General features: G+C 66.0%; 12 protein-coding genes and 1 pseudogene. 8 read left to right on the top strand and 5 right to left on the bottom strand.

What is annotated here, in order from left to right; genetic code table 11:
- Positions 1–47 precede the first annotated feature (47 nt).
- Together ligA and def are read left to right on the top strand one after the other, a co-directional pair.
- Positions 48–2,117, top strand: coding sequence for an NAD-dependent DNA ligase LigA (gene ligA, locus AB3X99_RS17520; protein WP_368617642.1), 2,070 nt, complete (start codon positions 48–50; stop codon positions 2,115–2,117).
- Positions 2,114–2,647 (top strand): peptide deformylase, encoded by a 534-nt coding sequence (gene def / locus AB3X99_RS17515; RefSeq protein WP_069265612.1) that lies wholly within the window; start codon positions 2,114–2,116, stop codon positions 2,645–2,647. Before ligA ends, def begins: the two co-directional genes overlap by 4 nt.
- A gap of 78 nt (positions 2,648–2,725) precedes the next feature.
- Here the strand turns inward: def and AB3X99_RS17510 are convergent, their stop codons facing one another.
- The 5 genes and pseudogenes from AB3X99_RS17510 to map all read right to left on the bottom strand — a co-directional run bounded on the left by AB3X99_RS17510 (position 2,726) and on the right by map (position 8,652).
- Positions 2,726–3,295: a pseudouridine synthase gene (locus tag AB3X99_RS17510; protein WP_368610271.1), complete on the bottom strand. Its 570-nt coding sequence runs from the start codon at positions 3,293–3,295 to the stop codon at positions 2,726–2,728.
- A 99-nt stretch (positions 3,296–3,394) separates the two neighbouring features.
- A pseudogene (locus AB3X99_RS17505) lies at positions 3,395–3,457 on the bottom strand (hypothetical protein); the annotation flags it as partial.
- A gap of 203 nt (positions 3,458–3,660) precedes the next feature.
- Positions 3,661–4,671 (bottom strand): hypothetical protein, encoded by a 1,011-nt coding sequence (locus AB3X99_RS17500; protein ID WP_368617641.1) that lies wholly within the window; start codon positions 4,669–4,671, stop codon positions 3,661–3,663.
- Positions 4,672–4,979: 308 nt separating this feature from the next.
- Positions 4,980–7,559 (bottom strand): [protein-PII] uridylyltransferase, encoded by a 2,580-nt coding sequence (locus AB3X99_RS17495; RefSeq protein ID WP_368617640.1) that lies wholly within the window; start codon positions 7,557–7,559, stop codon positions 4,980–4,982.
- Between the two features lie 271 nt (positions 7,560–7,830).
- Complete coding sequence (gene map / locus AB3X99_RS17490) at positions 7,831–8,652, bottom strand: type I methionyl aminopeptidase (protein WP_069265615.1); 822 nt, start codon at positions 8,650–8,652, stop codon at positions 7,831–7,833.
- A gap of 439 nt (positions 8,653–9,091) precedes the next feature.
- Between map and rpsB the strand changes: the two genes are divergently transcribed.
- The 6 genes from rpsB to AB3X99_RS17460 all read left to right on the top strand — a co-directional run bounded on the left by rpsB (position 9,092) and on the right by AB3X99_RS17460 (position 14,216).
- Entirely contained in the window at positions 9,092–9,847 is a 756-nt protein-coding gene (gene rpsB, locus AB3X99_RS17485; RefSeq protein WP_069265616.1) for a 30S ribosomal protein S2, read from the top strand.
- Positions 9,848–10,057: 210 nt separating this feature from the next.
- Positions 10,058–10,939 carry a translation elongation factor Ts gene (gene tsf / locus AB3X99_RS17480; RefSeq protein WP_368617639.1) on the top strand — a complete coding sequence of 294 codons (882 nt, stop codon included), beginning with the start codon at positions 10,058–10,060 and terminating at the stop codon, positions 10,937–10,939.
- A gap of 256 nt (positions 10,940–11,195) precedes the next feature.
- Positions 11,196–11,912, top strand: a complete 717-nt coding sequence (gene pyrH, locus AB3X99_RS17475) for a UMP kinase (protein ID WP_042265870.1) — start codon at positions 11,196–11,198, stop codon at positions 11,910–11,912.
- 92 nt (positions 11,913–12,004) lie between these two features.
- The gene (frr, locus tag AB3X99_RS17470; RefSeq protein WP_069265618.1) at positions 12,005–12,565 is read left to right on the top strand and encodes a ribosome recycling factor; all 561 of its coding nucleotides are present in this window, start codon (positions 12,005–12,007) and stop codon (positions 12,563–12,565) included.
- Between the two features lie 71 nt (positions 12,566–12,636).
- Entirely contained in the window at positions 12,637–13,413 is a 777-nt protein-coding gene (locus AB3X99_RS17465; RefSeq protein ID WP_069265619.1) for an isoprenyl transferase, read from the top strand.
- Entirely contained in the window at positions 13,407–14,216 is an 810-nt protein-coding gene (locus AB3X99_RS17460) for a phosphatidate cytidylyltransferase (RefSeq protein WP_069265620.1), read from the top strand. The genes AB3X99_RS17465 and AB3X99_RS17460 overlap by 7 nt, the downstream gene beginning before the upstream one ends.
- Positions 14,217–14,220: the final 4 nt, after the last annotated feature.

The following is a 14,220-nucleotide window of genomic DNA, read 5'->3' as shown; positions in this document are numbered from 1 at the left end:
GATAATCTGACGTCCGAAATCATTTTCAACAGCGAGTTGCCCAAGGCATGGTCCGTACTTCCGCCCGTCCCCCCGAAGAAGCCACCGCTGCACAGCGCGCGGTGTGGTTGCGCGCCGAACTCGAGCGTGCGAATCACGCCTACTACGTGCTCGACCAGCCGGAGCTGCCTGACGCGGAATACGACAAGCTGTTCGGCGAACTTCAGCAAATCGAAGCCGATCATCCCGACCTCATCACGCCCGATTCGCCCACGCAGCGTGTGGGTGGCGAAGTCGCCGGGGGCTTCGAGCCCGTGGTCCACGACGTGCCGATGCTGTCGCTCAACAACGGCTTTGCCGACGAAGACATCGTCGCGTTCGACAAGCGCGTGGCCGATGCGCTCGGCAAGATCGAAGGCGCCGGAGTCGTCGAGGTCGAATACGCCGCCGAACTCAAGTTCGACGGCCTCGCCATCTCGCTGCGCTACGTCGACGGCGTGTTCGTCCAGGCCTCCACGCGCGGCGATGGCGCGACCGGCGAGAACGTCACGGAGAACGTGCGCACGATCCGCTCGCTGCCCTTGCGCCTGAAGGGCAAGCGCGTGCCGAAGGTGCTCGACGTGCGCGGCGAGGTGCTGATGTTCCGCCGCGACTTCGAGCGCATGAACCAGCGTCAGCGCGATGGCGGCCACAAGGAATTCGCGAACCCGCGCAACGCGGCGGCGGGCAGCCTGCGCCAGCTCGATCCGAAAATCACGGCGCAGCGGCCGCTCTCGTTTTTCGCTTACGGCATTGGCGTGCTCGAGGGCGAGCCGATGCCGGCCACCCATAGCGAACTGCTCGACTGGTACGCGGAAATGGGCCTGCCGGTCAATGCCGAGCGTGCGGTCGTGAAGGGCGCGCACGGTCTGCTGGAATTTTTCCGCACGGTGGGCGAGAAGCGCGACGGCCTGCCGTACGACATCGACGGCGTGGTCTACAAGGTGAACCGCCGCGACGAGCAGGATGCGCTCGGCTTCGTCTCGCGCGCGCCGCGCTTCGCGCTCGCGCACAAGTTCCCGGCCCAGGAAGCGCTCACGAAGCTGCTGGCGATCGACGTCCAGGTGGGCCGCACGGGCGCGATTACGCCGGTCGCGCGGCTCGAGCCGGTGTTCGTCGGCGGCGCGACGGTGACCAACGCCACGCTGCACAACGAAGACGAAGTGCGGCGCAAGGACATCCGCATCGGCGACACGGTGATCGTGCGGCGTGCCGGCGACGTGATTCCCGAGGTGGTCAGTGCGCTCACGGACCGCCGTCCGGCCGACGCCCACGAGTTCGTGATGCCGACCGAATGCCCGGTCTGTGGGTCGCGCATCGAGCGGCTGCCCGACGAGGCAATCGCGCGTTGCACGGGCGGACTGTTCTGTCCGGCCCAGCGCAAGCAGGCGCTCTGGCACTTCGCCCAGCGCCGCGCGCTCGATATCGACGGCCTGGGCGAGAAGATCATCGACCAGCTGGTCGACCAGAACCTCGTGCGCACGCCCGCCGATCTGTTCAATCTCGGCTTCGGCACGCTCGCGCAACTCGAGCGCATGGCGGACAAGTCGGCGCAGAACCTGCTCGACTCGCTCGAGAAGGCCAAATCGACGTCACTTGCGCGCTTCGTTTACGCGCTCGGCATCCGGCACGTGGGCGAATCGACGGCGAAGGATCTTGCGAAGCACTTCGGCTCGCTCGATCCGATCATGAACGCGACGGTCGAGGAATTGCTCGAAGTCAACGATGTGGGCCCTATCGTCGCGCTTGCGATCCACGAGTTTTTTGCGGAAGAGCATAACCGCACAGTGATCGAGCAACTGCGCGCGCCGGGCAAAGTGACATGGGCGGAAGGGCCGCCCGCGCCCAAGGCGCCGGTGGGCGTGCTGGCCGGCAAGACGGTGGTGCTCACGGGTACGCTGCCCACGCTCTCGCGCGACGAGGCAAAGGAGATGCTCGAAGCAGCCGGTGCGAAGGTCGCCGGCTCGGTATCGAAGAAGACCGATTACGTGGTGGCGGGCGCCGACGCGGGCAGCAAGCTCGCAAAAGCCGAGGAACTCGGCGTGCCGGTGCTCGACGAAGAAGGAATGCGCAAGCTCCTGGAGGGGCAAACGACATGATTCGCGAAATTCTCAGAATGGGCGATCCGCGCCTGCTTGGCATTGCGAGGCCGGTCGATCACTTCGATACGCCCGAGTTGCACGAACTCATTGCCGATATGTTCGACACCATGCACGCGGCGAACGGCGCCGGACTCGCCGCCCCGCAGATCGGCGTCGATTTGCAGGTGGTGATCTTCGGTTTCGAGCAGAACGAGCGCTATCCCGAGGCGCCGGCCGTGCCGCAGACGGTGCTCATCAACCCGGTCATCCATCCGCTGTCGCACGACATGGAAGAGGGCTGGGAGGGGTGTCTTTCGGTGCCGGGCCTGCGCGGCGCCGTGAGCCGCTATTCGATGATCCGCTACGACGGCTTCGATCAGTACGGCACGCCCATCGAACGTGTGGCCGAGGGCTTTCACGCACGGGTCGTCCAGCACGAATGCGATCACCTGATCGGCAAGCTGTATCCCATGCGCATTACCGACTTCTCGAAGTTCGGCTTTACGGAGGTCCTGTTTCCGGAACTCGACCCAAACCGCGACGACTGAAAGTCGAAGCATCAAGAAAAACGGGAGCCAACTGGCTCCCGTTTTTCATACAGTGCGGCGTTTGACGCCGATGTGGCGCTAGAACGCTTCGTTGGCGGCCAGATAGCGCCATTGGCCCTGCGGCAGCGCGCCGAGCAGCACGCGGCCCATGCGCACACGCTTGAGGCCCACGACCTTGAGGCCGACCAGTTCGCACATGCGACGGATCTGGCGCTTCTTGCCTTCGCGCAGCACGAAACGCAACTGCTCGCCGTTTTGCCAGCTCACCTGCGCGGGCTTGAGCGGCACGTCGTCGAGCGACAGGCCGTGGCGCAGCTGAGCGAGCAACTCGGCCGGGAAGTGCTGATCGATTTCGGTCTCAATGTCGTTGTAGGTGACGCGCACGAGGTACTCCTTGTCGATGTCCGAGCTCTCGCCGATCAACTGCTTGGCCACGCGACCGTCCTGGGTCAGCACGAGCAGGCCGGTCGAGTCGATGTCGAGGCGGCCGGCCGGCGCGAGCGTGCGCAGATGCTTCGCCGAGAAGCGGATGCCCGAGTGGTCGCCGTCCCAATGATTCTCGCCCGTGATGAGCGTGGCGGCGGGTTCATAGCCGTCCTCGGCCTGGCCCGACACGTAGCCCACCGGCTTGTGCAGCAGGATCGTCACCTGGCGCGCCTGCGCGGCGAGCGCGGCCGGATCGACTTCGATGCGCTGATTCGGCGTGACCTTGGCGCCGAGCGTGTCGACGACTTCGCCGTCCACATAAACCCAGCCTTTTTCGATCCATTCGTCGGCTTCACGGCGCGAGCACAGGCCCAGTTCGGACATGCGCTTGGAAAGGCGCAGGGTGTTGTCGCCATCGACTTCTTCGCGCGGTGTGCGGCGCCGTGCGGATTCGGCGTCGTCGGTGGGGCGCGGGGGCTTCCCAACCGGTTTGACAGGGCTGGCGGTCTTGCGGCTGCCACCGCCTTCTTCGGTACTGCGGCGAGCGCGCGGCGCAGCGCCGCCGCGGTCATCGCTCCAGGCGGATTTCACCGGGCGCGCGAAACGACGCTCCGTGCCCTCGTCGCGGGTGCGTGCGGGGCGGCGGTCGTCGCTGTCACTGCGCCGTTCGAAGCGCCCCTCGCTGCCTTCGCCGCGGCTACGCGGCGGGCGGCGATCATCGCCTTCGCTGCGCCGTTCGAAGCGACGCTCGCCACCTTCCTCGCGGCTGCGCGGCGGGCGGCGGTCATCGCCCTCGGGGCGGCGTGCACCGCCTTCTTCACGGCTACGCGGCGGGCGGCGGTCATCGCCATCGGTACGACGCGTGAAGCGCCGGTCGCCTCCGTCTTCGCGGCTGCGCGGCGGGCGACGGTCATCGCCTTCGGTGCGTCGTTCGAAACGACGTTCGCCACCGTCTTCGCGGCTGCGCGGCGGGCGGCGGTCATCACCCTCGGGGCGGCGTGCGAAGGGGCGCGCACCGCCGTCTTCACGGCTGTGCGGCGGGCGGCGGTCATCGCCTTCGGTACGACGCGCGAAGCGCCAGTCGCCACCATCTTCGCGGCTGCGCGGCGGGCGTCGGTCGTCGCCCTCGGCACGCCGCGCGAAGGGGCGTGCGCCGCCTTCATCGCGGCCACGTGCGGTGCGGCGATCATCGCCTTCGGTGCGTCGTTCGAAGCGACGCTCGCCACCTTCTTCACGGCTACGCGGCGGACGACGATCATCACCCTCGGCACGGCGCGCGAAGGAGCGTGCGCCACCTTCTTCACGGCTGCGCGGCGGACGTCGGTCATCACCCTCGGGGCGGCGTGCAAAGGGGCGTGCGCCACCTTCTTCGCGGCTACGCGGCGGACGACGATCATCACCCTCGGCACGGCGCGCGAAGGAGCGTGCGCCACCTTCTTCACGGCTACGCGGCGGACGTCGGTCATCACCCTCGGGGCGGCGTGCAAAGGGGCGTGCACCACCTTCGTCGCGGCTGCGTGGCGGGCGGCGGTCGTCACCCTCGGCGCGGCGCGCGAAGGGGCGTGCACCACCTTCGTCACGGCCGCGTGCAAATCCACGCGCCTCATCGCCGGAGCGACGGGCTGGGCGGCGCTCGTCGCCGAATCCGCCTTCGCGAGCCGGCCGCGCCGGGCGCGTATCGCCAGTGCGAGGCGCGGTGCGTCCGGTTGAGGCGCGCACGGGCTTCCCGGCGGAAGTCTTCGCGGCCGATGTCGGCCGAGCGTCCGTCGCCCGCACCTCCGCCGGCCGCACCGGCTTACGCGCGGTCGTACTGCCGCGGCGGACGGGGGCGCGTTCCGGAGTGGTCGGGCGCGGATGTTTGGCTGTCAGTTTGGCTCGCATGGATCTGGTCTTTCGCTTGGGTCATTCACACTGCGATCGCGCGCAGCAATTCGGTTTCGACATGAATCTGCTGACGGTTGTCGGAGAGCCCCGAGCCGTCGAGCAGAAACACGTCTTCCACGCGTTCGCCGAGCGTATTGATCCGCGCCGCATGGACGCCGACCTGATGCTCCGCGAGCACGCGCGCGATGGAATAGAGAAGGCCCGGCCGGTCGTTCGCCGACACGGACAGGATGTAGTATTGGCCGCGCTCGTCGGCCCGCAGGTCGACGCGCGGCGTCACCGGGAAGGTGCGTGACAGGCGCGAGAGACGGCCCTTCGACGGCTCGGGCAAGGCATTGCCCGTCGCCTTCAGACGCGCCGCGAGTTCCTGCTCGACGAGGTTCGCGATATCGCGGTAATGCACGTCGCCCTCGGTGTGGGCGACGATGAAGTTATCGAGCGCGTAGCCGTGGCGCGTGGTGCTCACGCGCGCGTCGAGCACGGAAAGACCGCTGCGGTCGAAGTACGCGCACATCGTCGCGAACAGGTCGGGGCGGTCCTGCGCGTAGACGAGCACCTGCAGCGCCTCGCCGATCGGCGACGGGCGCGCACGCACGACCGGCTCCGGCGCCTCGACGTGGCGGTAGAGCACGCGCGTTTGCCAGGCGATATCGGCGGCGTCGTGGCGCAGGAAGTAGCCGACGTCGAGCTTGTCCCAGAGCGCGCGGTGCGCGTGCTCCGGCACGGTCTCGAGACGCAGCAGCGCAAGCGCCAGCTCCTGACGCGTCTTGAGCTCCGAGTGCGCGTCGGGCTTGGCGCCGCCGAGCACGGCGAGCGTCGAGCGGTAGAGGTCTTCGAGCAGCTTGCCTTTCCAGTTGTTCCAGACCTTTGGGCTCGTGCCGCGAATGTCGGCGACCGTCAGCAGGTAGAGCGCCGAAAGACGCCGCTCCGTACCGACGAGCTCCGCGAAGCGCTTCACGACCTCAGGGTCGGTGATGTCCTGCTTCTGGGCGACCTGGCTCATCGTCAGGTGCTGCTGGACGAGCCAGACGACCAGGTCCGCGTCGTCGCCGGTGATGTCGTGCTCGCGGCAAAAGCGCCGCGCGTCGGCCATGCCGAGCTGCGAGTGGTCGCCGCCGCGGCCCTTGGCGATGTCGTGGAACAGCGCCGCGACGTAGAGCACCCACGGACGCTCGAAGTTGGCGATGAGCTGGCTGCAGAACGGATACTCGTGCGCATGCTCGGCCACGGCGAAGCGGCGCATATTGCGCAGCACCATCAGGATGTGCTGATCGACCGTATAGACGTGATAGAGGTCGTGCTGCATCTGCCCGACGATGCGGCGGAAATTCAGCAGATAGCGCCCGAGCACGCTCGTCTGGTTCATGAGGCGCATGGCGTGCGTAATCCCGGCCGGCTGCTTGAGGATCTCCATGAAGAGCCGGCGGTTTTCCGGGTCGCGGCGCCAGTTCTGGTCCATGGTCTCGCGCGCGTTGTAGAGCGCGCGCAGCGTGCGCGCCGACAGGCCCTTCACGCCGGGCACCTGCTCGTAGAGCAGGAACGCCTCGAGGATTGCGTGCGGCTCGCGCTCGAACACGTCGTCGCTGACGATCTCCAGCATCCCCTGCTTCTCGACGAAGTGTTCCGAGAGCGTGCGCGTGATGCCGCTCGTGCTCGGGAAGAGCTGCGCCTCGATGTTCTGGATCAGGATGGTAGAAAGCTGAGTGACCGCCTTCGCGGCCCAGTAGTAGCGGCGCATGAGCTGCTCGCTCGCGCGCCGCGCGCTGCTCGCCTTGTAGCCGAAGCTTTCGGCCACGGCCGTCTGCAGGTCGAACACGAGGATGTCCTGGCGGCGGCCCGCGATCACATGCAGGCGCGCGCGCAGCGCCTTGAGAAATGCCTCGTTGCGGCGCAGTTCGCGCGCCTCGCGCCCGGTGATGAGGCCGCGCTGGTCCAGCTCCTTCCAGCTGCTGCCGAAGGCGGCGGCCTCGGTGATCCAGAGGATCAGCTGCAGGTCGCGCAGGCCGCCGGGGCTTTCCTTGACGTTGGGTTCGAGCGAATAGGGCGTGTCCTGGAAGCGCGCATGGCGCTGGCGCATTTCGAGCACCTTCGCCTGGAAGAATGCGCGCGGGTCCATGGCGTCGCGATAGCGCTGCGCGAAGTCGCCGAACAGCGTCGCGCTACCCGTGATGCGGCGCGCCTCGAGGAGCGACGTGCGCACGGTGACGTCATTGGCGGCTTCTTCGAGGCATTGCGAGACGCTGCGCACGCTGCTGCCGATATCGAGTCCGAGGTCCCATGCAAGGCCGATAAAACGCTCGATGCGTTCTTCGAGCGGCGCGAGCGGCTCGTCGTCCGGCAGCAGCACGAGGATGTCGACGTCGGACCAGGGCGCAAGCTCGCCGCGCCCGAAGCCGCCCACCGCCACGAGCGCCAGCGTGGCCGGCAGCTCGCACCGGTCCCAGGCACTGCGCAAGGTGTCGTCGGTGGTGCGGGCGAGGGCGCGCATCAGCGAGTCGACATTGGTCGCGGTCTTGAAACGCTCGAGCAACTGGGCCTTGGCGGCCTTGTAGTCGGACTTCAGCGACGACGTATCGGGAACGGCGACAGCGGGAACACTCATGGGCTCGGGTCGTGTCTGGCGTGGTTGGGCAGGCGGCTGGTCGTGCGCGCGGCGCGCCTCGCGATGGCGGCTGGCCGCGTTGGTTCGTCGGTTAATGCGTCGGCTGCTTTGCGGGCTGCCTCATCGTGCTGCGGGCGCCGGGCGGCGTCCGCATTGGGTGCATCGCTCGCGCTGGACGTACTGCCTCGAGGCCGCAGGCCGATGTTCTACGAGCCTATCCATTTTGCGCCGGATCGCGCCACGAAGCGCTTTCCGGCACTTAGTCGGGCGCTCAGGCCGCGGTGCCCGCCATCTGCGCGACGATGGCAGGCTTGGCGGGCGTACCCGCCGAGACCGTCAGGACTTCGTAGCCGGTTTCCGTCACGAGTACCGTGTGTTCCCACTGTGCCGAGAGGCTGCGGTCCTTCGTCTTGACGGTCCACTGGTCCGGCATGGTGCGAATGTCGCGGCGGCCGGCATTGATCATCGGCTCGACGGTGAAGATCATGCCGGGCACGAGCTCGATGCCGGTGCCGGGGCGGCCGTAGTGCAGGACCTGCGGATCTTCGTGGAACACCGTGCCGATGCCGTGGCCGCAGTATTCGCGCACCACGCTGTAGCCCTGGCTTTCGGCGTAGCGCTGAATGGCGTGGCCGATGTCGCCCAGATGGCCGCCGGGACGCACCTGGTCGATGCCGAGCCACATGCATTCATAGGTGGTCTGCACGAGGCGCTTCGCGAGGATCGAGCCTTCGCCGACGATGAACATGCGGCTCGTGTCGCCGAAATAGCCTTCCTTGATGACGGTGATGTCGATATTGAGCGCGTCGCCGTTCTTCAGCGCCTTGTCGCCGGGAATACCGTGACAGATCACGTCGTTCACAGAGGTGCAGATTGCCTTCGGGTAGGGCGGATAGCCCGGCGGCTGATAGTTCAGCGGCGCGGGCACCGTGCCCTGCACGTTGGTCATGTACTCGTGGCAAAGGCGGTCGAGCTCACCCGTCGTCACACCCGCGGTGACGAACGGCGTGATGTAGTCGAGCACCTCGCTCGCCAGCCGGCAGGCGACGCGCATTTGCGCGATGTCTTGTTCGTTCTTGATCGAAATGGCCATGGTATGCGCCCGGAAATGCAGTCGAATATCGAATTATCGCACCTAATGCCAGGGGTCGCTGACTTTTGAGAAGGCGGGGCGCCATCAATGGCAAATGCGGCGCGCGCCGCATTGCCATTGATGGCGCCGTATTCCGCGGGTAATAGCTGTCTTGAGTAAGGGGCAGTTTGCGTGCTATACTCTTCGGCTAAGTCGCTTCCTATATCTTTCGGATTCGCGTTCGGAGTTCGTGGAAGTGGCTGAATCCGCCGTTGCCGCGGAGCGCTTTGCCAAAAACGCATTTTGGCGGGTGCGCGAAGAACATTCGGAAGCATCTTCTTCAGGCAGCACACTCGCAAGCCGGCGCACCCAGGGTGTCGGGCGCGTCGATCTCCGGAAATGGGAGGGCGCACCGATACGGCAGCCGGCTTCAGACCCAAACCCTAGCGGAGAATTTCTCATGGCAGTTACCATGCGCCAAATGCTGGAAGCCGGTGTCCACTTCGGTCACCAAACGCGCTTCTGGAACCCGAAGATGGCCCCCTTCATCTTCGGTCATCGCAACAAGATTCACATCATCAACCTCGAAAAGACGCTGCCGATGTACAACGACGCGCTGAAGTACGTGCGTCAACTGGCAGCGAACCGCGGCACGATCCTGTTCGTCGGCACGAAGCGTCAATCGCGCGACACGATCGCCGAAGAGGCGCAACGCGCTGGTATGCCGTTCGTGAACGCACGCTGGCTCGGCGGCATGCTGACCAACTTCAAGACGCTGAAGGTTTCGATCAAGCGCCTGAAGGACATGGAAGCAGCCGTGGAAGCGGGCGAGCTCGAGAAGATGAGCAAGAAGGAAGCGCTCCTGTTCGAACGCGAAATCGCCAAGCTGCAGAAGTCGATCGGCGGCGTGAAGGACATGGGCGGCATTCCGGACGCGATCTTCGTGGTCGACGTCGGCTACCACAAGATTGCCGTGACGGAAGCGAACAAGCTGGGCATCCCCGTGATCGCCGTGGTCGATACGAACCACTCGCCGGAAGGCATCGATTACGTGATCCCGGGCAACGACGACGCGAGCAAGGCCGTTGCGCTCTACACGCAAGGCGTGGCTGACGCGATCCTCGAAGGCCGTGCGAACGCGGTCAACGACGTGGTTGTCGCTGCGCGCGGCAACGACGGCGACGACGAGTTCGTCGAGGTCAACCCGGAGGCGTAAGCTGCCCCGTGTCCGGCAAGAAAAGGGGGCTTTCCATAGGCCCCTTTTTTTTAAGCCGCGACTTTCGTCGCCGCGTCATATGAGCGGCACCGTAGCCCTGTAGAAGCAGCTGTAAAAAAGCGTTTCACCGCAGGCGGAAACGGAAACGAATTTCTGCCGGCCGCGTCGAAAGGCGGGCGGCGTGTACCAGACAGACTCAAGGAGCGAATGATGGCGGCAATTACCGCAAGCATGGTGGCAGAACTGCGCGCGAAGACCGACGCGCCGATGATGGAATGCAAGAAGGCGCTGACGGAAGCCGACGGCGACCTCGCGCGTGCCGAAGAACTGCTGCGCGTGAAGCTCGGCAACAAGGCCAGCAAGGCCGCTTCGCGCGTCACGGCTGAAGGCGTGATCTCGTCGTTCATCGGCGGCGGCGCTGGCGCGATCGTCGAACTGAACTGCGAAACCGACTTCGTTTCGAAGAACGATGACTTCATCGGCTTCTCGAAGAAGATCGCCGAACTCGTCGCCACGCAAAACCCGGCTGACGTCGCCGCTCTGTCGGCGCTGGCGCTGGACGGCTCGACGGTCGACGCAGTGCGCCTCGCACTGGTCGGCAAGATCGGCGAAAACCTCTCGATCCGCCGTTTCGCGCGTTTCGAAACCGCCAACCAGCTGGCTGCGTACCTGCACGGCACGCGCATCGGCGTGCTGGTCGAGTACACGGGTGCCGACGAGCAAGTGGGCAAGGACGTCGCGATGCACATCGCCGCGATGAAGCCGGTCTCGCTGTCGTCGGACGACGTGCCTGCCGACCTGATCGCCAAGGAGCGCAGCATCGCCGAGCAGAAGGCTGCGGAATCGGGCAAGCCGGCTGAGATCGTCGGGAAGATGGTCGAAGGTTCGGTCCAGAAGTACCTGAAGGAAGTCTCGCTGCTGAACCAGCCGTTCGTTAAGAACGACAAGCAGACGATCGAGCAGATGCTCAAGGCTGCTGGCACGACGGTGCAGAAGTTCGCCCTCTTCGTGGTCGGCGAAGGCATCGAGAAGCGCCAGGACGACTTCGCTGCCGAAGTGGCCGCGCAAGTCGCTGCTGCAAAGCAGCAATAAAGATCGGTCAGCCCGTCTCGCCGCGCCCAGCGCGGCAGGCGGCGACTGCAGTTGTTGCAGCACCGCAGTTTGTTCAGTGGTAAGCCGTGGCGGAGCAATCCGCCGTGGCGGGCAGCGTAGCGGCGACGCGCATGGTAGTCCCCCGCCGTGCGCGGCGTCGGAAATCTTCGCTATTTCTGGCGGCGCTTGCCCGAAGCCGTATTTCACCCCTACAGTTTCAAGTTATTGCCCTTTGCGCGCGATCCTGGATACCTCCATGCCCACACCCGCCTATAAACGCGTCCTGCTCAAACTTTCCGGCGAAGCCCTGATGGGCGATGATGCCTTCGGCATCAATCGCGCCACGATCGAACGTATGGTGGCAGACGTGGCCGAGGTGGTGCGTCTGGGCACCCAGCTCGCAGTCGTGATCGGCGGCGGCAACATTTTCCGCGGTGTCGCGGGCGGCGCAGCCGGTATGGACCGCGCCACGGCCGACTATATGGGCATGCTGGCCACGATGATGAACGCGCTCGCGCTGCAGGACGCCATGCGTCACGCGGGCATCGAGGCGCGCGTGCAGTCGGCGCTGCGCATGGACCAGGTCGTCGAGCCGTACATCCGCCCCCGCGCGATTCGCCAGCTCGAAGAAGGCAAGGTCGTGATCTTCGCCGCCGGCACGGGTAACCCGTTCTTCACCACCGACACGGCTGCTGCGCTGCGCGGCTCGGAAGTCGGCGCCGAAGTCGTGCTGAAGGCCACCAAGGTCGACGGCGTCTATTCGGCCGACCCGAAGAAGGACCCGGCCGCCACGCGCTACTCGACGATCAGCTTCGATGAGGCAATTGGCCGCAATCTGCAGGTGATGGACGCCACCGCGTTCGCGCTGTGCCGCGACCAGAAGCTGCCGATCCGGGTTTTTTCCATCGTCAAGCCGGGTGCGCTCAAGCGCATCGTTCTGGGCGAAGACGAAGGTACGCTCGTCCACGTGTAAACTCTCGTTTCACGAGAGGTTCGAACACGGGCCGCGCCGCCCATCAGCGCGCCGGCGGGCCCGTTCCGTTATGAAGGTTCGGAGGTATCAAAATGGCTGTGGCTGACATCAAGAAGGGCGCTGAGCAGAAAATGCAGCGCTCGATCGAAGCGTTCAAGAGCGATCTGGCGAAAATCCGCACGGGCCGCGCCCATACCGGTTTGCTCGACCACATCCAGGTCGACTACTACGGCTCGCCCGTGCCCATCTCGCAGGTCGCGAACCTCACGCTCGTCGACGCGCGCACGATCGGCGTGCAGGCGTGGGAAAAGAAGATGGTGCCGGTCATCGAAAAGGCGATCCGCGAGTCGGATCTCGGCCTGAACCCGGCCACGCACGGCGACCTGATCCGCGTGCCGATGCCCGCGCTGACCGAAGAACGCCGCAAGGAGCTCACGAAGGTCGTCAAGAACGAAGGTGAAACGGCGAAGGTCGCCGTGCGCAACCTGCGTCGCGATGCCAACGAGCAGCTCAAGAAGCTCGTGAAGGACAAGGAAATTTCCGAAGACGACGAGCGCCGCGGCGGCGACGAAGTCCAGAAACTGACCGACCGCTTCGTGACCGAAATCGAAAAGCTCGTCCAGACGAAGGAAGCCGAGATCATGACGGTCTGAGGCCTCAGGCCTCCAGATTCGCCAGATTCCAGGCGGTTTCCCTTTCTTATCGCAGTTACAGTCCGACGGCCATGACCTATACCAGCTCAACCGTTCGCGTGCCCGACGTGGCGGCCGTGCCGCGCCACATCGCGATCATCATGGACGGCAATGGCCGTTGGGCAACCCAGCGGCGCCTGCCGCGCGTCGCGGGCCACACGCGCGGCGTCGACGCCGTGCGCTCGGTCGTCGAATCGTGCGTGCAGCGCGGCGTCGAATACGTGACGCTCTTCGCGTTCAGCTCCGAGAACTGGCGCCGCCCGACCGACGAAGTGTCGTTCCTCATGCGCCTCTTCGTCACTGCGCTCGAGCGCGAGGTGGCGCGCCTGCACGCGAACGGCATCCGCCTGCGCGTGGTCGGCGACCTGTCGATGTTCAATGAGCGCATCCAGGACCTGATTCGCCGCGCGGAAACCAAAACCGCGCGCAACACCCGTCTCACCCTCACGATCGCCGCGAACTACGGCGGCCGCTGGGATATCCTGCAGGCCACGCGCAAGCTGGTCGAGGAAGCCGCGGCCACGGGCCAGCCGGTTCCCGTCACCGAAGACACGCTGTCCCAGCATCTGGCCATGGCCTACGCGCCCGAACCGGATCTCTTCATTCGCACGGGCGGCGAGCAGCGGGTGAGCAACTTCCTGCTCTGGCAACTCGCCTACGCGGAGTTCTATTTCACCGATACGTTCTGGCCGGATTTCGACGCCGAAGCGCTCAGCCGCGCCATTGCCTCGTATGCGGAGCGCGAGCGCCGCTTCGGCCGCACGAGCGCGCAGGTCGTCGCCCAGAACGCCGATTCGCTTTCATGCTGAAGACCCGCGTCATTACGGCGCTCGTCCTGCTGGCAGTCTTCCTGCCGATCACGCTGTTCGCGCCTGTGGCGGCGTTCGGCGCGCTGATCGGCGTCGTGGTCGTCTTCGCCGCATGGGAGTGGGCGCGTCTGCTGAAGGCGGGCGCGACCGGCTCGATCGTCTACGCCGTGATCGCGGCGGCCGCCGTGGCGCTCAGTACGCGCCTGCCGGCGCCCCGGCCGCTCTTTCAGGCGGCGGGCGTGTTCTGGATCATTGCCGGCCCTTACGTGCTGCTGCGCAAGCCGGTGCTCGCCGCGGGCGCCTGGCGCGCCTTCCTGCTGGCCGCCGGGCTCGTCGTTTTCGCGGCCTGCTGGCACGCCCTGGTGGCCGCGCGCACGGCCGGCGTGGCGTTTGTTCTGTCCCTGTTGCTCGTGGTCTGGCTGGCCGATATCGGCGCATACTTTGCAGGTAAGGCATTCGGAAGGCATAAGCTTGCGCCTGCGATCAGCCCCGGCAAGACCTGGGAGGGCGCCGTGGGCGGCTGGGCGGCCGTGATGGTGGTGTCCGGAGCGGCAATCGCGCTGCACGCGTTCGAACCCACGCTGTATTCCGCGCTCGCCGCCCAGATCGGGCTCGGCCGTGCGCTTTTCGTACTTACCGTGCTGGTCGCGTTCAGCGTGATCGGCGATCTGTTCGAGTCGATGATGAAGCGCCAGGCCGGCGTGAAGGATTCGAGCGGGCTTCTGCCGGGCCACGGCGGAGTCCTCGACCGCATCGACGCACTGCTGCCCGTGCTGCCGCTCGCCATGCTGCTGCTCGGCTAAAGGC

This window comes from Paraburkholderia sp. BR10882, assembly GCF_040948855.1.
Lineage (GTDB): Bacteria > Pseudomonadota > Gammaproteobacteria > Burkholderiales > Burkholderiaceae > Paraburkholderia > Paraburkholderia nodosa_A.
This window is presented reverse-complemented; position numbering and strand designations above follow the sequence as displayed.